The organism is Streptomyces sp. NPDC052225, from assembly GCF_040679615.1.
GTDB lineage: Bacteria > Actinomycetota > Actinomycetes > Streptomycetales > Streptomycetaceae > Streptomyces.
In genome coordinates this window covers 1-19646 of sequence record NZ_JBFAVD010000029.1, presented here as the reverse complement: position 1 = coordinate 19646, position 19646 = coordinate 1, and the positions used below count along the sequence as shown (strand labels likewise).

The window sequence follows — 19646 nt, the reverse complement described above, 5'->3', positions numbered from 1 at the left end:
ATGATCAAGAAGGTCGTCGCTGCTGCGGCTGCCACTGGTGGCCTGGTTCTCGCTGGTGCGGGTATGGCCGTCGCCGACGCTGGTGCCCAGGGTGCCGCCGTGAAGTCTCCCGGCGTGCTCTCGGGCAACGTCGTCCAGGCGCCCGTGCACGTGCCGGTGAACGTCTGCGGCAACACGGTCTCCGTGATCGGGCTGCTGAACCCCGCCTTCGGCAACACCTGCACCAACAGCTGACGCTGTTGTGCCTCACCCCTTGAGGGTCTGAGTCCGTCGGCCCCGGAGTACGCGCCATGCACTCCGGGGCCGATCGGGCATTCGGCGCGGGGGCACACCGCCCCCGCGCTTTTCCAGAAGGTGCTTAGGCAAAGTTCTAAGGCAGGGAAAGCTATGCGACAGGTCATGCGCAAAGGCCTGATCACCGTGGCCGCCGCGTCCGGCGTACTCGCCGTCACCGGCGGCTACGCGCACGCCGACTCCGGTGCGAACGGCAGTGCGTCGGACTCGCCGGGCGTCGTGTCCGGCAACGCGGTCCAGGTCCCGGTGGACGTCCCGGTCAACCTGTGCGGCAACACCGTCAACGTCATCGGGCTGCTCAACCCGGCGGCGGGCAACAGCTGCGCCAACACCTCCGACGACGGCGGCAGCGGGTCGCAGCAGCCGTCCGGCGGCGGTGCGCAGGCCGGCGGTCACACCAGCGACTCGCCGGGCGTCGGCTCGGGCAACCACGTGCAGGTGCCGGTCGACGTGCCGGTCAACGCGTGCGGGAACTCGATCAACGTCGGTGGCGTCGGCAACCCGGCCTCCGGCAACGACTGCTCGAACGGCGGCGGGAGCACCACCACGCCCCCCGGTGGCCACGAGCAGCCGCCGGGTGGCCCGGAGCACCCGGGCAACCCGCACACCCCCGGCAACCCGGGGACGCCGCCGGACCGCAGCGTTCCGGGCTCCCCGGGCGAGCCGGGAACGGACACCCCCAACAAGCCGGGGACGCAGACCGTCACCCAGCCCAAGGGCGAGTCCCAGCTCGCGATGACCGGCAGCTCGCTGCCGATCGGCGCGGTCATCCCGGTGGGCGCGGGCGCACTGCTCGCGGGCGCGGTGCTCTACCGGCGTGCCAGGGCCGCCGCGTGACGGCAGCCTGAACCGCACCAGCGGTACGAACGGAGCGGGCCCCGCATCGGCGGGGCCCGCTCCGTTTTCGGTCGCCGACCCGTCAGGTTCAGGTCACCATGTGGCCCGCACCTGGCGGATGATCCGTCGGCGAAGGCGTACGCGACGACTGCCGTCGCGGCGCAGGCTCAATCGGTCCAACTCCCAGTGTCCGTACTCTGCATGGTCCGTCAGCAGACGTGTCGCCTCCTTGCGGGAGACCCCGCGCGGTACGTACACGTCGACAAATTCGTATTCCGGCATCGCATCTATTGTGCGGGCACGGGCCCGGTACGGATAGCGTCTGCACTATGTCTGATGCTGCGCAGCCCACCGCTGCCGAGGTACGCGCCGCCGCCGAGGCGGTCAAGGCTGCGCTCGACCGCCACCTGGCGGCTGTCGAGCGCAGGTCGGGAGAGGACGACCCGGCCGTCTACGAAGCGTTCAACGAACTCGCCGCGGCGGCCGAGGAGTACGACGAACTCCTCTATGACCGCTATGACGAGGTCACCCCCTTCGAGATCCCCGGCGGCGAGGATTCGCTGCCCCCGTACACCGGGCCGGAGGAACCGAACGCACTGAGCGTGCTGATCCGACGCGACTACGCCGTGGTGGAACCGCAGCGACTCCTCGCCCAGGCGGGCCGGGTCGCCGACCTGGACGCCGACGCCGAGACCGGGGCCGGCAGCAGTGTGCACGCCGCCCTCGGCGTCCTGTTCGGCGAGTTCGAACCGGACGAGATCGCCTCGCGGCACAAGGAGTTCGGCCTGGAGGAGGGCGACTCCACGCTGTGGGTCACGGCGTCCGACGACCCGCCGGAGCCGGGGGAGTGGCTGGACGCACCCTTCGACCAGGCCGACCCGCAGAGAGTCGTCTGCCGCTTCGACGTGAGCGCGGTCTTCGACGACGACCTGGACGACGTGTCGGACGAGGTCGATGAGGTGGACGAGGTGGACATCACGGACGCCGAGACGCTGGAGGAAGTGGACCGGTAACCGGCAGTCCCGCGACCGTCCCGCGGGAAAGGGCGTCTCCGCCACGGAGACGCCCTTTTCGTGCCTAGGCTCCGGGCACCTGGGCGCGGACCAGGACCGGCAACCGGGTCGTACGCGGCTTCGCGGCCACCTCCGCGACGGCCCGCGGCAGCGCCGCGTCCGCCCCGTGCACCACCGACAGATGCCGCTCACCGCGCCCGAACGCCGTGTACACCCAGGGCCGGCTTAGCGCCTGCGTCGCGTCGCCCGGCAGCACGACCACGGCCGCGGGCCAGCGCAGCCCGACGGCCTGGTGCCCGGTCACCGCCCACCCGTGCCGCACGGCCTGCTCGACCTGGTCCTTCGGTACGAGGACGGGCTCGCCGTCGCACTCCAGGCGCAGCCCCTGCGCATCGGCGCCGACGACACGGCCCGGACGGATCCGCCCCGGCGCCGGGACGTACACCACCGCGTCGCCCGGGTCGAAGCCGCCGAACCGGCCGGGGCCCGGGTTCAGCCGCTCCTTCAGCGCCGCGTTCAGCGCACGCGTGCCCGCGGCGCCGCCGTGTCCCGGAGTGATCACCTGCGTCTGGTCGGCCGGCACGCCGATCGCCCGCGGCACCGAGTCCGCGACGAGCTGCACGGTGCGGTGGATCGCCTCGGCGGCGTCCCGCACCGGCACGATCACGACCTCCTTGCCGGGCGCCTCCACCTGGTTGAGCTCACCGATGCCGATACCGGAGACGAGCTCGCCGATGGGGCCCGGGTCCGGGGTGCGCGAGGCGATGCGCGGGCAGATCGCGGCGGCCAGGAGATCCGCGAAGACCCGGCCGGGTCCCGCCGACCACAAGGTGCCCGGGTCGCCGCTCAGCACGAGCGTGCAGCCGTCCGCGAGCAGCTCGACGAGCATCGCCGCGCCCTCCACGTCCAACTGCGGCGCGTCCAGGACGACCAGGAGGTCAAGGGCGAACGCTCCCTCGCCGTCCCGCGCGGGGCCCTCGGTGCCCGAGAGCAGCCCGGCGACGGTGGCCGCCGCGCTCTCCGGGGCGTCGGGCCCGAGCAGCTCGGCGGCGCGCCGCCGCCCGTCCGTGCCGTGCGCGGCGACGCAGACCCGCAGGCCGAGCCGGGCCGCGGCCGCCGCCGCACCGATCGGCTCCGCGCGGGCGGCTTCCCCGCCGGTGTGCAGCACGAGCCGGTGCCCGCCGATCGCCCGGATCAGCTCGGCCGTGGAGCCGCGCGCGGCGCCCGCGGCGCCCTCCCAGTTCTCGTCGAGCGAACCGCCGTCCTTGGGGCCCGAGTTGATCAGCCGGGCGAGTCCGTCGGCGAGGCTCTCCTCGGCAAGCGCGTACCGCTCCAGGCCGACCAGGACCCGTACGGGCCGCTCGGCCTCCTCCTCGCCCTCGGCGGGCTCAGGGGCGGGGGCGTCCTCCAGGGCGTCCTGGAAGATCAGCGCGTCGCCCTCGGCCACGGCGCTCTGCACGGCGTCGTCCGCGTCGGCCACCCCGCGCTTGCCGAGCGCCTCGGTCAGCACGGGCAGGTCGAGCGCCGTGTGTCCGGCGACGGCGGCCTGTTCGAGCAGCCATACGGTCAGGGCGCGGCCCCGGCGCTCGTCGTCCGGCGCGCAGTCGGCGCCGAGCAGCGCCCGCGCGAAACCGTCGGCCTGCTCGGGACGGACACCGGCGACCCGCAGCAACTGCCAGGGGTCCGCCCGCAGTTGCTCGTCGGCGCTCTCACCCAGCGTCGCGGCGGCCGACGTGGCCAGTGCGTCCGGCGCCCCGCCCTCACCGAGAACGGCACGCACCGCGGCCACGGTCTCGCCGTCGGGCCCGGCCTCGACGGCGGGCGTGACCGGCTGCGGCCTGCGCACCGGCTCGGCGGTGACGACCCGGCGCGGCTCGGGGGCAGGCTCCGCGAACACGGCGGCGGCCGGCTTCTCCCCGCTCTCCACGGCCCGTACGGCGGCCAGCAGGTCGGCGGCCGTGCCGCTCAGCTTCGCGCCGGCGTCGATCGGGCCTTCCTTGGCGGCCTTGCGCTGTGCGATCCGCTCCAGGAGCTCCCGCTGCGCGGCCAACTCGGCCTCTGCCTCGGACGGCTGGGCCGCGTCTTCGGCGGTGCCCTCGCCGGCGGTGGCTTCAGCGACGGTGGCTTCGGCGCTCTCGGTCTCCGTGGTGGCAGGTGTCTCGTCCGGCCCGGCGTCGGGGCCGGCCCCGGACTCGTTCTCCGCGGCAGCGGACTCCGTACTCACAACGTGCTCCAGTCCTGATCGGGATAGCGGTGCACGGGCGCCGACACATCGTCGAGCGCCTGGCAGATCTCGTCAGGAAGACTAAGGGCCTCCACTGACAACGCCGCCGTGAGCTGCTGCGCGTTGCGCGCGCCGACGATCGGCGCTGCCACCCCGGGCCGGTCCCGCACCCACGCGAGAGCGACCTGGAGCGGTGTCACGGCGAGGCCGTCCGCCGCTATGGCGACCGCGTCCACGATGTGCCCGGCGGCCTCGTCCAGATACGGCGCGACGAACGGCGCCATGTGGTCGGAGCCGCCCCGCGAGTCCGTGGGCGTACCGCCGCGGTACTTGCCGGTGAGCACGCCGCGGCCCAGCGGCGACGACGGCAGCAGCCCGATCCCCAGGTCGAGCGCGGCGGGCAGCACCTCCCGCTCCACGCCGCGTTGCAGCAGCGAGTACTCCATCTGCGTACTGGCCAGACGCGTGCGCACACCCGGCGCCGCGAGCTGCCAGGTGCCCGCCTTCGCCAGCTGCCAGCCGCAGAAGTTCGAGACTCCGGCGTACCGTGCCCGCCCGCTGCTGACCGCGATGTCGAGGGCCTGCAACGTCTCGTCGAGCGGTGTCTCCGTGTCGTACGCGTGGACCTGCCACAGGTCGACGTAGTCCGTGCCGAGCCGGGCCAGCGACGCGTCGAGCGCGGAGAGCAGGTGGCCGCGCGAGCCGTCGAAGCGGCGCTCGGGGTCGGGCACGCTGCCCGCCTTCGTGGAGATGACCAGATCACGGCGCGGCACGAGGCCCTCGACGAGCCGGCCGAGCAGATACTCCGACTCCCCGTCCCCGTACACGTCGGCCGTGTCGACGAGGGAGCCGCCCGCCTCCCAGAAGGTCTTCAACAGGTCGGCGGCGTCGTGCTCGTCGGTGTCCCGCCCCCACGTGAGGGTGCCGAGTCCGATCCGGGACACGCGCAGGCCGGTACGGCCGAGATGCCTCTGCTCCATGGGCGCTGAGATTACTGGCCCAAGGTCAGGATCGGGCCCCCTGTGGATATCTGTCGCCGGACCCGCCGCGCTAGGGTGCCCGGCGAGAGACATTACCGATGGGTAAACCAGCGGATCCGCACGGCGTTAAGGGGATGTGGTCAATGAAGCTCGGCATCAACCTCGGGTACTGGGGCCTGGGCATGGACACCGACAATCTGGCCGTCGCGAAGGAGGCCGACAAGCTCGGCTACGCGGTGTGCTGGGCTGCCGAGGCCTACGGCTCCGACACGGTGACCGTGCTCTCGTACGTGGCCGCTCAGACCGAGCGGATCGACGTCGGCTCGGCCATCATGCAGATCCCGGCCCGCCAGCCCACGATGACGGCGATGACCGCCGCGACCCTGGACACGCTCTCCGGCGGCCGTTTCCGCCTCGGCCTCGGCGTCTCGGGACCGCAGGTCTCCGAGGGTTGGTACGGCGTGAAGTTCGACAAGCCGCTGGCGCGCACCCGTGAGTACGTGGACATCGTGCGCAAGGCGATGAGCCGTGAGCGGGTCTCCTACGAAGGCGCGCACTGGACCCTGCCGCTGCCCGAGGGCCCGGGCAAGGCCCTGAAGCTGACCGTGCACCCGCAGCGCGAGCACATTCCGCTCTACATCGCCGCGATCGGCCCCAAGAACCTGGAGCAGACCGGCGAGATCGCCGACGGCGCCCTGCTCATCTTCCCGTCCGCCGAGCACCTGGAGGACACCGCGATCGCGCACCTGCGCGCGGGCCGCGAGAAGGCCGGCAAGACGATGGAGGGCTTCGACGTCTGCCCGACCGTGCCGATCGCGGTGGGCGACGACAAGGACGTCACCACGCTCGCCGACGGCTTCCGCCCGTACACGGCGCTGTACGTGGGCGGCATGGGCAGCGCCAAGCAGAACTTCTACAACCAGCTCGCCCAGCGCATGGGCTACGAGAAGGAAGCCGCCGAGGTCCAGAACAAGTACCTGTCGGGCGACAAGGACGGCGCCGCCGCGGCGATCCCGCACCAGCTCATCGACTCCACCACGCTGCTCGGTTCCGTGGACCGGATCGCCGAGCGGATGCAGGCCTACGCCGCTGCCGGCGTCACCACGCTGACGCTGTCTCCGGCGGGCTTCACCCTGGACGAGCGCCTCGCCTCGCTGCGCGCGGGCGTCGAGGCCGTGGAGCGCGCCGGGCTGGCGTAGCACTGGGGAGGACGTTTCAGCGGCCGTGGTGGGGGCTCGGGGGGTCTTCCCCGCCACGGCCGTCACGGAACACAACGCGTCACCGCGCGAGCGGTTACGGCCCGGCTCTTCGCCCGGGGTCCTTCGTTCGGCCGAGTTGACCCGCATACATGTTGCCCCGATCCATGCACCGCATTTGACTCGTTCTTTGCGGACCCGCGGAAAACCGCGTGGAGCACGGAGGGACACACGATGCTGTCGGCCAAGAGTCTGTTCCAGGAGATCCTCGACGACGACGAGTCGTTCCGGCTGTTCTGTTCCATCGCGGCCGGCGGCGAGGCCCAGGGCGGCTGGGAGAACGGGCGGATCGCCGCGCTCGTCCCCGAGAGCGAGCGCGCCCTCGCCCCCAAGGTGGCGCGGCACGGCGCCGACGAGGACAAACACGGGCGCATCTTCAACGCCCTGATGAAAAAGCGCGGCCTGGAGCCGGTGCCCGTACCCGACGAGGCCGACTACACGATGCTCCTGGAGCGGCAGGGCATCGGCCTCGCGCACGAGCGGCTCAAGCGCGACGAGCCGCTCACGGTGCAGGACATCGTCACGTACCTGGCGCACAGCCGCGTCACCGAACAGCGCGCCTCCGAGCAGATGGAGCTGCTGCGCAAGCACTTCGCGCGCCACCCCGACATCGGCCGCGCGGTGCGGATGATCTCGAACGACGAGGACAACCACCTCGCCTACTGCCACGAGGAACTGCTCCGCTTCGCCTACGCGGGCCACGGCCGCACGATCCAGCGCACCCTGCGCGCGTGCGCCCTCGCCGAGATCGCCGTCTACCGGGACGTCTCGCTCGCCGTGATGGACCGCATGGGGCGCATCCTGGGCTGGCCGAAGCCGAAGGCGGCCGTGCTCGCCGCCGGGATCCACGCCGTGTACGCGTACGAGCGCCTCGGCGGCTGGCGGCGCATGGTGTCCCTGAAGATGCCGGAGCGCCGCGACGCGCTGGGCGGACCGGCGACCACGTCCGTGGAGTTCGCGTGACCCAGAAGGCCGTCAGAGCCAGCCGCGTCGCTTGAAGAGGCGGAAAAGGAGCAGTTCGAGCACGGCCATCAGCATGATCACCGCCGGGTACGACCAGACCCAGTGCAGCTCCGGCATGTGGTCGAAGTTCATGCCGTAGATGCCCGCGATCATCGTCGGCACGGCGGCCATCGCCGCCCACGCGGAGATCTTCCGCATGTCGTCGTTCTGCCGCACGCTCATCTGCGCCAGGTGCGCGGAGAGGATGTCCGACACCAGCCGGTCGAGGCTGTCCACGGACTCGTTGACCCGCGTCAGGTGGTCGTTGACGTCACGGAAGAACGGTTTCGCCTCTTCGTTGACGAACGGCACCGGGGCGAGCCCCCACGGCCCGACCCCCGCCAGCCGGGCCAGCGGCATCGCCAACGGCCCGGTGGCGCGCCGGAATTCGAGGATCTGCCGCTTGAAGGTGTAGATCCGCGACGCCGTGTCCCGCGAACCGCCGCCGTCCGGCGAGAAGACCTCCGCCTCCAGCTCCTCCAGGTCGGTCTGGAGCTCGTTCGCGACCTCCAGGTAGTGGTCGACGGTGGCGTCGGCGATCGCGTAGAAGACCGCCGTCGGGCCCTGCTTGAGGACGTCGGGCTCCGCTTCAAGGCGCTGCCGTACGGTCTTCAGGGGCGCGCCCTCGCCGTGCCGCACCGTCACCACGAACGAGTCGCCCAGGAAGAGCATCAGTTCACCGGTGGACACCTTGTCGCTGTTCGGCTCGTACACGACCGGCTTGAGGACCACGAACAGCGAGTCGTCGTAGACCTCCAGCTTCGGCCGCTGGTGCGCCTTCAGGGCGTCCTCCACGGCGAGCGGATGCAGCCCGAACTCCTGGCTGACCCGGTCGAACTCGTCCTCGGTCGCCTCGTGGAGCCCGATCCACACGAAGGCGTCACCCGCCGCCCGCGCCTCGTCGAGCGCGTCGGAGAAGTCCCCCGGGCCCTCGGTCCGGCGGCCGTCCTTGTAGATGGCGCAGTCGACGATCATGAGGGGCATTCTTCCCAGGGGGTACGGGGGTCGCACGTCGATGGAGCTTTAGGCTGGCTCCCATGCCCACGCTCATCCTTGTCCGGCACGGACGGTCCACCGCCAACACCGCGGGTCTGCTCGCCGGGTGGACCCCCGGCGTGGCGCTCGACGAGCGCGGCGCCGCGCAGGCCGCGCGCCTGCCCGAGCGACTGCGGGACGTGCCCCTCGCGGAGGTCGTCACCAGCCCCCTGCAGCGCTGTCAGGAGACCGTCGCGCCGCTGCTCGCCGCGCGGCCCGCACTGACCCCGCACACCGACGACCGGATCGGCGAGTGCGACTACGGCGACTGGTCGGGCCGCAAGCTCTCCGAACTCGCCGACGAACCGCTCATGGAGGTCGTGCAGCAGCACCCGACGGCCGCCGCGTTCCCCGGCGGCGAGTCGATGCGGCAGATGCAGCACCGGGCCGCGGAGGCGGTGCGCGAGTGGAACGCGCGCGTGGAGCGGGACCACGGCGCGGACGCCGTGTATGCGATGTGCTCGCACGGCGACATCATCAAGTCCCTTGTGGCGGACGCCATCGGGCTTCATCTGGACCTCTTTCAACGCATCTCTGTAGAGCCGTGTTCCATCACCGTCATCCGTTACACGCGACTGCGCCCCTTTCTCGTTCGCCTCGGTGACACCGGGGACTTCGCGTCCCTGGCGCCGCGCGCGGAGCCGCCGGGCCCGGACGCACCCGTCGGGGGCGGCGCGGGCGCACCGTGATCGTCGGCCGCAGTAGGGTGAAGCACCGGTAAGCCAGTCGACCCCCCGATCTCATGGAGACAGGACGTGTCCCGTCAGGTGTTCCTCTACGACCCTCCGGAGCGTTTCGTGGCCGGTACGGTCGGGCTGCCCGGGCGCCGCACCTTCTTCCTGCAAGCCACGGCAGGATCCCGCGTCACCAGCGTGGCGCTGGAGAAGACGCAGGTGGCCGCGCTCGCGGAGCGCATGGACGAGCTGCTCGACGAGGTCGTGCGGCGCAGCGGCGGCGCCGCTCCCGTCCCCGCCACGGCGCCCGTCGACATCTCCGACACGGCGCCCCTGGAGAGCCCTGTCGAGGAGGAGTTCCGCGTCGGCACGATGGCCCTCGCCTGGGACGGCGACGAGCAGCGCATGATCGTCGAGGCGCAGGCCCTGGTCGAGCTGGACGCCGACTCCGAGGAGGACCTGGCCGAGGCCGAGGAAAGGCTTCTCCAGGACGAGGAGAACGGGCCGCCGATGCTGCGCGTCCGCCTCACCGGGCCGCAGGCCCGCGCCTTCGCCAAGCGGGCCCTGGACGTCGTGAACGCCGGCCGCCCGCCGTGCCCCCTGTGCAGTCTCCCGCTCGACCCGGAGGGACATGTATGTCCGCGCCAGAACGGATACCGGCGCGGCGCGTGAGCGACCGCGACGACCTCGCGCTGCTCACGCGCGGGGAGCTGAAGGTGCAGGGGCAGATCCGTGAGGCGTCCAACGCCGTCCTGCTGTGCACCGTCACGTACGAGGACCGCGAGGGGACGTGCGTTTACAAGCCGGTGCGCGGCGAGCGCCCGCTGTGGGACTTCCCGGACGGCACGCTCGCGCAGCGCGAGGTCGCCGCGTACGAGGTCTCCGAGGCGCTCGGCTGGGGGCTCGTGCCGCCGACCGTGCTGCGCGACGGGCCGTACGGCGAGGGCATGTGCCAGCTGTGGATCGACGGCCCCGAAGGCGGGAACGAGGGCGACAAGCTGCTCGCGCTCGTCGAGGGCGAGGAGCCCGGCGAGGGCTGGAAGGCGATCGGCTTCGCGGAGGTCGGCGAGGGGCGCACGGCGCTGCTCGTGCACGCCGACGACGCCCGGCTGCGCCGCCTCGCCGTCCTCGACGCGGTGATCAACAACGGCGACCGCAAGGGCGGCCATCTGCTCGTCGACGCCGACGGGCACCTGTACGGCATCGACCACGGCGTCACCTTCAACACCGAGGACAAGCTGCGCACCCTGCTGTGGGGCTGGGCGGGGGAGCCGCTGACCGAGGAGGCGAGCGCGGCCCTGGAGGCGCTCAGCGCCCGCCTGGCGGACGGCGAACCCCTGGCCGTGCGGCTCGGCGAGCTGATCACGGCGGCCGAGCTGGAAGCCGTACGGGAACGGGTGGCCGGCCTGCTCAAGAGCGGCAGGCACCGGGAGCCGAGCGGCGAGTGGCCCGCGATCCCGTGGCCGCCGATCTGACCTGCGGTTCTTCGGTGCCCGGGGGCGGTTGTCAGTGGGCGGCGCTACGTTCGAGGACATGACCAAGCTGATTGTCGAGGACCGGATCGACCGCCCGGTCAAGGACGTGTTCAACACCATCGTCAGCCCCGAGGGGCTGTCGAGTTTCTTCGTCGCGGAAGCGTCCGCCCCGATGATTCCGGGCACGACCGTGACCTGGCGCTTCGGACATGTCGACGCGACGTTCGAGGTGCGGATCGGCGAGATCGAGACGGATCGGCTGATCTCCTGGAGCTGGCCCGGCGGCGACGTGACGATCGATCTGGCGGAGACCGACGAGGCTTCCGGGGCCACCCGGCTCACCATCACCGAGCAGCCGATGGGCGACGGCATCGAGGGCGCGGCCCGCGCCGTGGGCCAGACACAGGGCTGGACGTACTTCGTGTGCGGGCTGCGCGCCCACCTGCTGCACGGCATACGCCACTTCGGCCTCTCGGACGCCATCCGCGCCACGGTCGAGGGCTGACACGTGCCGTCCGGCCGCGCAAGAGGGCCTCGTCGGCCATCGGACCAGGTCCGGTTCGTATACGGAAGCACCGTCCGGTTAGGCTCATGTCATGCATGCCTGGCCCGCTTCTGAGGTCCCCGCCCTGCCTGGCAAGGGCCGCGACCTTCGGATCCACGACACCGCGACCGGTGGGCTCGTCACCCTTGACCCCGGTCCCGTCGCCCGTATCTACGTCTGCGGCATCACGCCGTACGACGCGACCCATATGGGTCACGCGGCGACCTACAACGCGTTCGACCTCGTGCAGCGCGTGTGGCTCGACACCAAGCGGCAGGTTCACTACGTCCAGAACGTGACGGACGTGGACGATCCCCTGCTTGAGCGGGCCGTGCGCGACGGCATCGAGTGGGAGGGTCTCGCCGAGCGCGAGACCGCCCTCTTCCGCGAGGACATGACCGCCCTGCGGATGCTGCCGCCGCAGCACTACATAGGCGCCGTCGAGGCGATACCCGGCATCGTGCCGCTCGTCGAGCGGCTCCGTGACGCCGGTGCCGCCTACGAACTCGAGGGCGACATCTACTTCTCCGTCGAGGCCGACCCGCACTTCGGGTCCGTCTCGAACCTCGACGCTGCCGCGATGCGGCTGCTCTCCGCCGAGCGGGGCGGCGACCCGGACCGTCCGGGCAAGAAGAACCCGCTCGACCCGATGCTCTGGATGGCCGCCCGCGACGGCGAGCCGAGCTGGGACGGCGGCTCGCTCGGCCGGGGGCGCCCCGGCTGGCACATCGAGTGTGTCGCCATCGCCCTCGACCACCTCGGCATGGGCTTCGACGTCCAGGGCGGCGGATCCGACCTGGCCTTCCCGCACCACGAGATGGGCGCCTCGCACGCGCAGGTCCTGACCGGCGAGTTCCCGATGGCCAAGGCGTACGTGCACGCCGGCATGGTCGCTCTCGACGGCGAGAAGATGTCCAAGTCCAAGGGCAATCTCGTCTTCGTCTCCGCGCTGCGGCGCGACGGCGTCGACCCGGCCGCGATCCGGCTCGCGCTCCTGGCCCACCACTACCGGGCCGACTGGGAGTGGACGGACCAGGTGCTCGCCGACGCGGTGGAGCGTCTCGGCACGTGGCGGGCCGCTGTGTCGCGGCCCGACGGGATCCCGGCGGACGGCCTGGTCGAGGAGATCCGCGCGGCGCTGGCGAACGACCTGGACGCGCCGGCCGCGCTGGCCGCCGTGGACCGCTGGGCTGCCGCCCAGTCCGTCGACGGGGGTGCGGACGAGGGGGCGCCGGGTGTGGTGTCCCGGGCCGTCGACGCGTTGCTCGGGGTCGCGCTGTAGGTCTTCTCCGGCGTGAACAGCCCCTCTGGTGGGAGGAGTTGAGGTCGCGGGGCTCTGCCCCGGACCCCGCTCCTCAATCGCCGGAGGGGCTTTCTCGTACCCTAGCGCCGTGTTCATTTCTGCGCTAAACACTGCCCATGCAATCAGCATTGAGCACGTTCAGCCGTAGACGTCTCAGATCTCTGGTCGCCCTCGCAGCGCTCGGCCTCGCCGCCGCGCTCCTCGGGCCTGGTCACCCCGCGCAGGCCGCCGACGAGAGCGGCTCCCTCGGCGACATCACCGGCTTCCACCCCGACGGGTCCCGCTACACCTTCGACGCCGGGAGCGCCGAGGCCCGCGTCAGTTTCGTGTCCGGGGAGAGCTTCCGGATCGAGGTGGCGCCGGACGGGAAGTTCACCGACCCGGCCGGGGACGCCATCGTCCTGCCGCAGGGCGCGCCGCCCGCCACCCGCTGGAAGGAGAAGAGCGACCGGTACGAGCTCAGCAGCGACCAGGTCACGCTGCGCGCGTACAAGTCCCCGCTGCGCTTCGCCCTGTTCAGGAACGACGGGACCCGGCTGTGGTCCGAGAGCGCGCCCCTGAGCTGGTCCGCCGACTCCACGACCCAGAGCCTCGGGCGCGGCGCCGACGAGCAGTTCTACGGCGTCGGCATGCAGAACGGGCGCGGCAACACCAGCCTGCGCGGGCAGACCGTCGAGGCCGAGGTCGACTACAACTGGAACGACGGGGGCCACCCCAACTCCGTTCCCTTCTACCTCTCCTCGGCTGGGTACGGCGTCTTCCGGAACACCTTCGCCCCGAACACCTACACCTTCGGCGAGCCCGTCACCGCCGCGGCCGAGGAGCGCCGCTTCGACGCGTACTACTTCGCGGGCAGCGGCACCGACAGCGCCAAGGACGTCATCGGGCAGTACACGAAGCTCACCGGCAAACCGTTCCTGCCGCCCGTCTACGGCCTGGAGATCGGCGACGCCGACTGCTACCTGCACAACGCCAACCGCGGCGAGCGCCACACCCTGGACGCCGTGAAGATCTCCGACCAGTACGTCGAGCACGACATGCCGCTCGGCTGGATGCTCGTCAACGACGGGTACGGGTGCGGCTACGAGAACCTCGCCGAGACGGCGAAGGGTCTCCAGGCCAACAAGACCCAGCTCGGCCTGTGGACCGAGGACGGCATCGACAAGATCGCCGACCAGGTGAAGGCCGGGCAGCGCGTCGCCAAGCTCGACGTCGCCTGGGTCGGCGCCGGATACAAGTTCGCGCTCGACGGCTGCAAGGCCGCGTACCAGGGCATCGAGGACAACTCCGATGCCCGCGGCTTCACCTGGGCCCCCGAGAGCTGGGCCGGCGCCCAGCGCTGCGGCGTGCAGTGGTCCGGCGACCAGTCCGGGTCCTGGGAGTACATCCGCTGGCAGATACCCACCTACGCGGGCGCGACCATGTCCGGGCTCGCCTACACGACGGGGGACGTCGACGGCATCTTCGGCGGCAGCCCCAAGACGTACGTACGCGATCTGCAGTGGAAGTCGCTGCTGCCGGTGACCATGACGATGGACGGCTGGGCGGCCAGCGACAAGCAGCCGTTCCGGCAGGGCGAGCCGTACACCACCATCAACCGGAAGTACCAGAAGCTCCACGAGTCGCTGCTGCCGTACCTGTACTCGTACGCGTACGAGGCCACGAAGACCGGCGTCGGCGCCGTACGGCCGCTCGCCCTCGAATACCCGGACGACCCGAAGGCCGCGACCGACGCCGCCAAGTACGAGTTCCTGACCGGCGAGGACTTCCTCGTCGCGCCCGTCTACAAGGACACCGCCGTCCGCGACGGGATCTATCTGCCGAAGGGGACGTGGACCGACTACTGGACCGGTCGCGTCTACCAGGGCCCGACCACGGTCGACGGCTACAGCGCGCCGCTCGACACGCTGCCGCTGTTCGTGAAGGGCGGCGCCGCCGTCCCGATGTGGCCCGGCATCCGCTCGTACGCCGACCGGAACGCGGACTCGCCGCTCGCCTGGGACGTGTACCCGCAAGGGTCCTCGTCCTTCCGCCTGTACGAGGACGACGGCGTCACCCGCGCACACCGCGACGGCGCCTACGCGACCCAGCGCGCCGACGTCACCGCCCCGAGGTCGGGCCCCGGCGACGTGCGGGTCCGGATCGGTGCGAGCGAAGGGACGTACCGGGGGAAGCAGAGCGCACGGCCGTACGCGTTCACCGTGCACACCGGTGACGCGCCCTCCCAAGTCGAGCTGGATGGGAAGAAGTTGGCGCGGCTCGACTCGAGGAGCGCGTACGACAGGGCCGGGAGCGGGTGGTTCTACGACCGGGACGAGCGGGGCGGCGTCGTCCTCGTGAAGACCGGGAAGCTGTCCACCGGCCGCGCCTTCACCCTCGACCTGCGCGACACCGCGGCCGTGGGCGGGGCCGTCCAGGGCGCCGTCGCGGCCGTCGCGGCCCCGACCGGGCAGGAGTTGGGCGCGGGTGCGAGCGGCACCGTCGCCGTCGATGTCACCGCGGGCACCCGCGACGCCACCGACGTCGCCGTGACCGTCGACGCACCCGAGGGCTGGCGCGTCGGCGACGCCGTCACCGTCGACCGGATCCCGGCCGGCACCACCCGGCGCGTCGAGGTCGCCGTCACCCCGGCCGCCGGCGCCACCGCGGGGGAGCAGGCGCTCACCGCGACCGCCCGCTATCGTGCCGCCGGTCAACAGCGCACCGCCCAGGGGCACTTCGCGGTCTCCGTGATGCCGCCACCGCCCACCGGTGACGCCTGGGCGAGCGACCTCGTGTGGCTGAGGTCCACCAACGGCTACGGGCCCGCCGAGCGCGACCGCAGCAACGGCGAGTCCGGCGCCACCGACGGCCACCCCCTCACCCTCGCCGGGAAGACGTACGCGAAGGGGATCGGTGTGCACGCCGACTCCGACATCGAGGTCTACCTCGGCGGGCAGTGCACGAAGCTGACCGCCGATGTCGGGATCGACGACGAGATCAACGGGTACGGGGAGGTCGCCTTCTCCGTCGAGGCCGACGGCAAGGTGCTGTGGACCTCGCCGAAGGTGACGGGCGCCTCGGCGACCGTGCCGGTCGACGTCGACGTGACGGGCGCGCGCCACGTCCACCTGAAGGTGACCGACACGAACGGGTCGAAGACCGGGGACCACGGGGACTGGGCGGCTGCCGAGTTCGCCTGCGGCAGCGGTAGTTGACAGGGAGCGGCGCCGGGCGGGGTAGCCGTCTCTCCCGCCCGGCGCCGCGGTCGGATCACGTCAGCGGGTGATGGCCACGCCGACGATGAGACCGGGGTTGGCGGCACTGTCGTAGAAGGCGATGACCTGCTGCCCGTAGGCGAACGCCTGCTGGACCATCTGGTGCGTCTCGTCGACCGGGTTCACCAGGACGCGCCAGGCGTTGTCGACGAACAGGTACAGGAGCTCGGCCTGACCGGGCAGTGGCTGCACGTAGTCGAAGAAGTTCTGCGCGACGCCCGTGACCAGGGCCCGCGTCGAGACCTCCGGGACCTCGGCCTGCGGCACCTCGCTCTGCCGGCCGGACTGCTGCTGGCCGGACTGCTGGCCGGGCTGGCCCATCTGGTGCAGCAGCTGCTGGAAGGGCTGCTGCTGGCCCATCTGCTGGAGCTGCTGCTGAAGGTGCTGCGGAAGCTGCTGTCCGGATTGCTGGCCGAACTGCGGCGGCATGGTGCTCGGACCCTGGATGTCCTGCTGCTGGCCCTGCTGGGCGTTGCGCGGAATCGGCTGAAGGCCCTGCTGCCGGCCCTGTTGGCCTTGCTGCCCGAAAGGCTGCTGCTGCCCATAGGGCTGCTGTTGCTGCTGCTGACCGATCTGCGGGGTGGTGCTCATGCGGGTACCCCTTCTCGTCGTGTCGTCGTAGCGGTGTCGTCGTGGTCGTGTGTGCCGTACGTCAGCCCGTGACCACCAGGCCGACGATCTCGTCGTCCGAGAACCAGACGCGTACGTCCGGCTGTCCGCCCGCGAAGGCGGAGTGGACCGCCTGCCGGATCTCGGGGGACGGGTGGTTCAGGTTGCGCCAGGTGCCTGCCACGAACAGCCGTAGCCGCGGCGGGAGTTCGGACGGATACGGGATCAGCTCGTCCCAGTACCGCTCGGCCTGGCCCGAGCCCACCGTCGAGGGCAGCAGGTTCGTGACCGCTCCCTTGAGGTCGGGCCGGTTGCCGATCCGCTGCGAGGCGGGCCGGCCGGGGGCGTCCTGCTGCGGTGAGCCGGTCGCCCGCAGGACCTCGCGGGCCCGCTGCGACGTCATCGGGCGCCGGCCGCCGGCCTTGAGCATGCCTTGGAGCGCGGCCAGCGCGCCGACGACCACCGGGGAGGCGGACGAGGTGCCGGAGAAGGTGTCGGTGTACCAGGCGATCTCCTCGGCGCCGCCCTGGAGATCGCCGGGCCCGTTCCAGGAGCCGCCGGTCGTCGTGACCTCGCGGCCCCAGCCCTGGGCGTCCACGCGGGCACCGTAGTTGGAGAACGCGAGCCGCGAGCGGTCCGGGCCGTGGTCGCGGCCGTGCGTGCCCGGAGGCGGCGCGCCCGCGCCCACCAGGACCGCGCCGGAGGAGCGGTTCGACGGGTTGAACGGGTTGTGCCACCACGCCGGGAACTCCTCCGGGCGGCGCTCGTACACCGCGTCGTCGAGCGACTCGGCGCCGTTGCCCGCCGCGCCGACGACCACGATGCCCTTCGCCGTCGCGTACGAGATCGCCGCGAAGTCGTCCGGCCACCACTCCAGGGCGATGTAGCCGCGCTGGTCGTCCCGCGGCGCGAAGTCGAACCGCGGTCCCGGGCGGTGCAGTTCGATCAGGACGATGTCGCCCGGGTTCAGCCGCTCGGCCGCCGCGTGGATCGCCGCGGCCGTGCCGATGCCCTGGAACGACGCCGCCGCGGTCACGGCCTCCGGCGCGATCCCGGTGATCCCGCGCGCGTCGCGGTCACCGCCGATCACCCCGAGGACGGCCGTGCCGTGGTTGCGCCACGCCACGTCCGCGATCGGTGTGCCGACCACGACGCCGGCCAGCTTCGCCGACAGGTCCTCGTGTCCGAGCTGCCAGGCGCCCTCGACGTCGATCACCGTGACGCCCTCGCCGCTGCCGCCGAGCCGCTGCCACGCCCACTGCGCGTCGATGCCCTCGGGCGCCGGGCCCAGGTACCGCTGCCTGCCCGAGAAGTCGGGCGTCGCGGCCGACTTCTCCTTCATCCGCCGGGCCTCGTCGAACTCGGCCGCCGAGCCGGCCGGCACCGCGCCCGGCTTCACGTACGCCGTGTCGATCTCCGGCAGCGCCGCGATCCGTGACCGCAGCTCCTGCGCGCGGTCGGCGCCGCCGCGCACCCGGTAGAACAGCGCCAGATCGGGGAAGTCGGCCCCCGCCGCAGACGCCTCGGTGACGCCCTGCAACCGCTCCTCGCTGCCGAACAGCGGCTCCAGGGCGAGCTGTTCGTCCCCGAGGAACATGTTCAGCGCCGATACATCGGCGCCCGCGGCCGAGCGGACCCCGTCCGTCTGGGCGCGCAGCCGGGCCTCCGGCCGCGCGACGACGATCAGTTCCTCCTCGGCTCCGCGATAGGTGAAACCGGATCCGTCCGGTCCTGGACCCGCGGCTCCCGGGCCTCGCGCCGGCTCCGCGTGCTGGTCGGTCATCGCTCCACAGCTCCCCTCGCCCTGTCTGGTCGTACGGGTGTGTCCGTGCTGTGCCGCGCTCGTCGGGGCTCACCCTGCTACGGCTCGGCCCACTCGTAAACCCCTCATTTCCCAAGGGCGTTTGAAATCAAGTTGAAGGGGGAACCCCCTGCAATTCGGCTGGAAACCGATGTCACCCAACAAACCGGCCAAAGCCTGCGGGGAGATGGGTCATGTGGTGGGGTATGAGCGTCTGTTGACCCTTCGGCCGGGTGGCGGCAACGCCGCTCCGGCCCCTCGCGGAAGGACGCTCCATGCACCGTTCCTTCGCACGAAGAAGCTTCATGGCCGCATCGGCGGCCGGCTTCCTGGGCATTGCCGCGGGCACCGCCCGCGCGGCCGATTCCCGTACGACGGCGGCCGGTTGGCCCACCCGTTTCCCCCTGCCGAACGGATTCCAGCCCGAGGGCATCGCCATCGGCACGGCCCCGTACGCGTACTTCGGCTCCCTCGCGGGCGGCGACCTGTACCGCGCTTCGCTGGCCACGGGACGCGGCGCAGTCGTCCCGACCGGCCTGGGCGCGGCGCATCCCACCGCCGGACTCAAGATCAACGACTACGGCAGGCTCTATCTCGCGGGCGGCACCAGCCGCGAGATCCGTGTGGCGTCGGCCCGCGACGGCCGGATCGAGAAGACGTACGTCGTCGGATCCGACGGCACGATGGTGAACGACGTGGTCCTCACGCCCGGCGCCGCGTGGTTCACCGACTCGTACAAGCCGCAGCTGTACGGGCTCGCGCTCGGCCGGCACGGAGAGCCCGGCCGGGTGTGGACCCTGCCGTTGAAGGGCGACTGGGAGCAGGGCCCCGACTTCACGGCCAACGGCATCGCGCGCACCCCCGACGGGCGGGCGCTGATCGTCGTCAACACCATCGCGGGCGGCGGCAGTCTGATGCGCGTCGATCCGCGTACGGGCGTCGCACGCGCCGTCGACCTCGGCGGGGCGACCGTGCCGAACGGGGACGGGATCCTGCTCCTGGGGCGCCTGATGTACGTGGCGCAGCAGTGGCAGAACGCGATCGACGTGTTCCGGCTCGACGCGGCCGGCACGCGCGGGGTCGCCGTGGCCCGGATCACGGACCCGCTCTTCCGGATCCCGACGACCATCGCCGCGTACGGGCGGCGGCTCTACCTGCCGAACGCCCGCTTCGACGTGGAGGTGCCCACGCCGGACACCGACTACGACGCGATCGCCGTCGACCAGGTGTGAGGGGAAAGGGGCCGGGGCGCGGCGCCGGCCGCGCCGCCCCCCCGCACACCACCGCAGACCCCCCCGCCCGCCGCCGCGCCGGCGCCCGGGGGGACCGAGAGCACACCAAA

At 71.9% G+C, this 19646-nt stretch carries 18 protein-coding genes; 12 read left to right on the top strand and 6 right to left on the bottom strand.

The window, feature by feature from the left end; all coding sequences use genetic code 11:
* Entirely contained in the window at nucleotides 1–234 is a 234-nt protein-coding gene (gene chpH, locus AB0L37_RS31955; RefSeq protein WP_365513295.1) for a chaplin ChpH, read from the top strand.
* 153 nt (nucleotides 235–387) lie between these two features.
* Nucleotides 388–1131 (top strand): chaplin family protein, encoded by a 744-nt coding sequence (locus AB0L37_RS31950; RefSeq protein WP_365513292.1) that lies wholly within the window; start codon nucleotides 388–390, stop codon nucleotides 1129–1131.
* 93 nt (nucleotides 1132–1224) lie between these two features.
* On the opposite strand, the gene AB0L37_RS31945 is transcribed toward AB0L37_RS31950, so the two are convergent.
* Nucleotides 1225–1413 carry a DUF5703 family protein gene (locus AB0L37_RS31945; RefSeq protein WP_018535088.1) on the bottom strand — a complete coding sequence of 63 codons (189 nt, stop codon included), beginning with the start codon at nucleotides 1411–1413 and terminating at the stop codon, nucleotides 1225–1227.
* A gap of 47 nt (nucleotides 1414–1460) precedes the next feature.
* Between AB0L37_RS31945 and AB0L37_RS31940 the strand changes: the two genes are divergently transcribed.
* On the top strand, nucleotides 1461–2144 hold the full coding sequence (locus tag AB0L37_RS31940; protein ID WP_365513289.1) for a hypothetical protein: 684 nt from the start codon (nucleotides 1461–1463) through the stop codon (nucleotides 2142–2144).
* A 64-nt stretch (nucleotides 2145–2208) separates the two neighbouring features.
* On the opposite strand, the gene AB0L37_RS31935 is transcribed toward AB0L37_RS31940, so the two are convergent.
* Nucleotides 2209–4368, bottom strand: a complete 2160-nt coding sequence (locus AB0L37_RS31935) for a helix-hairpin-helix domain-containing protein (RefSeq protein ID WP_365513286.1) — start codon at nucleotides 4366–4368, stop codon at nucleotides 2209–2211.
* Nucleotides 4365–5348, bottom strand: coding sequence for an aldo/keto reductase (locus AB0L37_RS31930; protein ID WP_365513283.1), 984 nt, complete (start codon nucleotides 5346–5348; stop codon nucleotides 4365–4367). The genes AB0L37_RS31935 and AB0L37_RS31930 overlap by 4 nt, the downstream gene beginning before the upstream one ends.
* Nucleotides 5349–5491: 143 nt before the next feature.
* Between AB0L37_RS31930 and AB0L37_RS31925 the strand changes: the two genes are divergently transcribed.
* Together AB0L37_RS31925 and AB0L37_RS31920 are read left to right on the top strand one after the other, a co-directional pair.
* Nucleotides 5492–6547: an LLM class F420-dependent oxidoreductase gene (locus AB0L37_RS31925; RefSeq protein WP_365513280.1), complete on the top strand. Its 1056-nt coding sequence runs from the start codon at nucleotides 5492–5494 to the stop codon at nucleotides 6545–6547.
* A gap of 231 nt (nucleotides 6548–6778) precedes the next feature.
* Nucleotides 6779–7567: a ferritin-like domain-containing protein gene (locus AB0L37_RS31920; protein ID WP_365513277.1), complete on the top strand. Its 789-nt coding sequence runs from the start codon at nucleotides 6779–6781 to the stop codon at nucleotides 7565–7567.
* Between the two features lie 12 nt (nucleotides 7568–7579).
* On the opposite strand, the gene corA is transcribed toward AB0L37_RS31920, so the two are convergent.
* Nucleotides 7580–8581, bottom strand: coding sequence for a magnesium/cobalt transporter CorA (gene corA / locus AB0L37_RS31915; protein WP_365513274.1), 1002 nt, complete (start codon nucleotides 8579–8581; stop codon nucleotides 7580–7582).
* 62 nt (nucleotides 8582–8643) lie between these two features.
* Here corA and AB0L37_RS31910 point away from each other — a divergent pair, with 62 nt between their 5' ends.
* The 6 genes from AB0L37_RS31910 to AB0L37_RS31885 all read left to right on the top strand — a co-directional run bounded on the left by AB0L37_RS31910 (nucleotide 8644) and on the right by AB0L37_RS31885 (nucleotide 15834).
* A complete protein-coding gene (locus AB0L37_RS31910; RefSeq protein ID WP_365513271.1) occupies nucleotides 8644–9330 on the top strand; it encodes a histidine phosphatase family protein in 687 nt (228 codons plus the stop codon).
* A gap of 66 nt (nucleotides 9331–9396) precedes the next feature.
* The gene (locus AB0L37_RS31905) at nucleotides 9397–9987 is read left to right on the top strand and encodes a DUF3090 domain-containing protein (protein ID WP_365513268.1); all 591 of its coding nucleotides are present in this window, start codon (nucleotides 9397–9399) and stop codon (nucleotides 9985–9987) included.
* Nucleotides 9951–10790 (top strand): SCO1664 family protein, encoded by an 840-nt coding sequence (locus AB0L37_RS31900; protein ID WP_365513266.1) that lies wholly within the window; start codon nucleotides 9951–9953, stop codon nucleotides 10788–10790. The genes AB0L37_RS31905 and AB0L37_RS31900 overlap by 37 nt, the downstream gene beginning before the upstream one ends.
* 58 nt (nucleotides 10791–10848) lie before the next feature.
* Entirely contained in the window at nucleotides 10849–11295 is a 447-nt protein-coding gene (locus AB0L37_RS31895; RefSeq protein ID WP_365513264.1) for an SRPBCC domain-containing protein, read from the top strand.
* A 91-nt stretch (nucleotides 11296–11386) separates the two neighbouring features.
* Nucleotides 11387–12616 carry a cysteine--1-D-myo-inosityl 2-amino-2-deoxy-alpha-D-glucopyranoside ligase gene (mshC, locus tag AB0L37_RS31890; RefSeq protein WP_365513262.1) on the top strand — a complete coding sequence of 410 codons (1230 nt, stop codon included), beginning with the start codon at nucleotides 11387–11389 and terminating at the stop codon, nucleotides 12614–12616.
* Between the two features lie 137 nt (nucleotides 12617–12753).
* A complete protein-coding gene (locus tag AB0L37_RS31885; RefSeq protein WP_365513259.1) occupies nucleotides 12754–15834 on the top strand; it encodes an NPCBM/NEW2 domain-containing protein in 3081 nt (1026 codons plus the stop codon).
* A gap of 60 nt (nucleotides 15835–15894) precedes the next feature.
* On the opposite strand, the gene AB0L37_RS31880 is transcribed toward AB0L37_RS31885, so the two are convergent.
* Both AB0L37_RS31880 and AB0L37_RS31875 read right to left on the bottom strand, forming a co-directional pair.
* Nucleotides 15895–16485 (bottom strand): hypothetical protein, encoded by a 591-nt coding sequence (locus AB0L37_RS31880; protein ID WP_365513256.1) that lies wholly within the window; start codon nucleotides 16483–16485, stop codon nucleotides 15895–15897.
* Nucleotides 16486–16546: 61 nt separating this feature from the next.
* On the bottom strand, nucleotides 16547–18286 hold the full coding sequence (locus AB0L37_RS31875; RefSeq protein WP_365513253.1) for a S8 family peptidase: 1740 nt from the start codon (nucleotides 18284–18286) through the stop codon (nucleotides 16547–16549).
* A gap of 293 nt (nucleotides 18287–18579) precedes the next feature.
* Here AB0L37_RS31875 and AB0L37_RS31870 point away from each other — a divergent pair, with 293 nt between their 5' ends.
* Nucleotides 18580–19536 (top strand): superoxide dismutase, encoded by a 957-nt coding sequence (locus AB0L37_RS31870; protein WP_365513251.1) that lies wholly within the window; start codon nucleotides 18580–18582, stop codon nucleotides 19534–19536.
* Nucleotides 19537–19646 lie beyond the last annotated feature (110 nt).

Coding starts and splice junctions, on each gene's coding strand:
- corA (WP_365513274.1), bottom strand. CDS start 8,581: ATGATCGTCGACTGCGCCATCTACAAGGACGGCCGCCGGACCGAGGGC.
- chpH (WP_365513295.1), top strand. CDS start 1: ATGATCAAGAAGGTCGTCGCTGCTGCGGCTGCCACTGGTGGCCTGGTT.
- AB0L37_RS31895 (WP_365513264.1), top strand. CDS start 10,849: ATGACCAAGCTGATTGTCGAGGACCGGATCGACCGCCCGGTCAAGGAC.
- AB0L37_RS31945 (WP_018535088.1), bottom strand. CDS start 1,413: ATGCCGGAATACGAATTTGTCGACGTGTACGTACCGCGCGGGGTCTCC.
- AB0L37_RS31910 (WP_365513271.1), top strand. CDS start 8,644: ATGCCCACGCTCATCCTTGTCCGGCACGGACGGTCCACCGCCAACACC.
- AB0L37_RS31950 (WP_365513292.1), top strand. CDS start 388: ATGCGACAGGTCATGCGCAAAGGCCTGATCACCGTGGCCGCCGCGTCC.
- AB0L37_RS31870 (WP_365513251.1), top strand. CDS start 18,580: ATGCACCGTTCCTTCGCACGAAGAAGCTTCATGGCCGCATCGGCGGCC.
- AB0L37_RS31940 (WP_365513289.1), top strand. CDS start 1,461: ATGTCTGATGCTGCGCAGCCCACCGCTGCCGAGGTACGCGCCGCCGCC.
- AB0L37_RS31900 (WP_365513266.1), top strand. CDS start 9,951: ATGTCCGCGCCAGAACGGATACCGGCGCGGCGCGTGAGCGACCGCGAC.
- AB0L37_RS31925 (WP_365513280.1), top strand. CDS start 5,492: ATGAAGCTCGGCATCAACCTCGGGTACTGGGGCCTGGGCATGGACACC.
- AB0L37_RS31930 (WP_365513283.1), bottom strand. CDS start 5,348: ATGGAGCAGAGGCATCTCGGCCGTACCGGCCTGCGCGTGTCCCGGATC.
- AB0L37_RS31875 (WP_365513253.1), bottom strand. CDS start 18,286: ATGACCGACCAGCACGCGGAGCCGGCGCGAGGCCCGGGAGCCGCGGGT.
- AB0L37_RS31885 (WP_365513259.1), top strand. CDS start 12,754: ATGCAATCAGCATTGAGCACGTTCAGCCGTAGACGTCTCAGATCTCTG.
- AB0L37_RS31920 (WP_365513277.1), top strand. CDS start 6,779: ATGCTGTCGGCCAAGAGTCTGTTCCAGGAGATCCTCGACGACGACGAG.
- AB0L37_RS31880 (WP_365513256.1), bottom strand. CDS start 16,485: ATGAGCACCACCCCGCAGATCGGTCAGCAGCAGCAACAGCAGCCCTAT.
- mshC (WP_365513262.1), top strand. CDS start 11,387: ATGCATGCCTGGCCCGCTTCTGAGGTCCCCGCCCTGCCTGGCAAGGGC.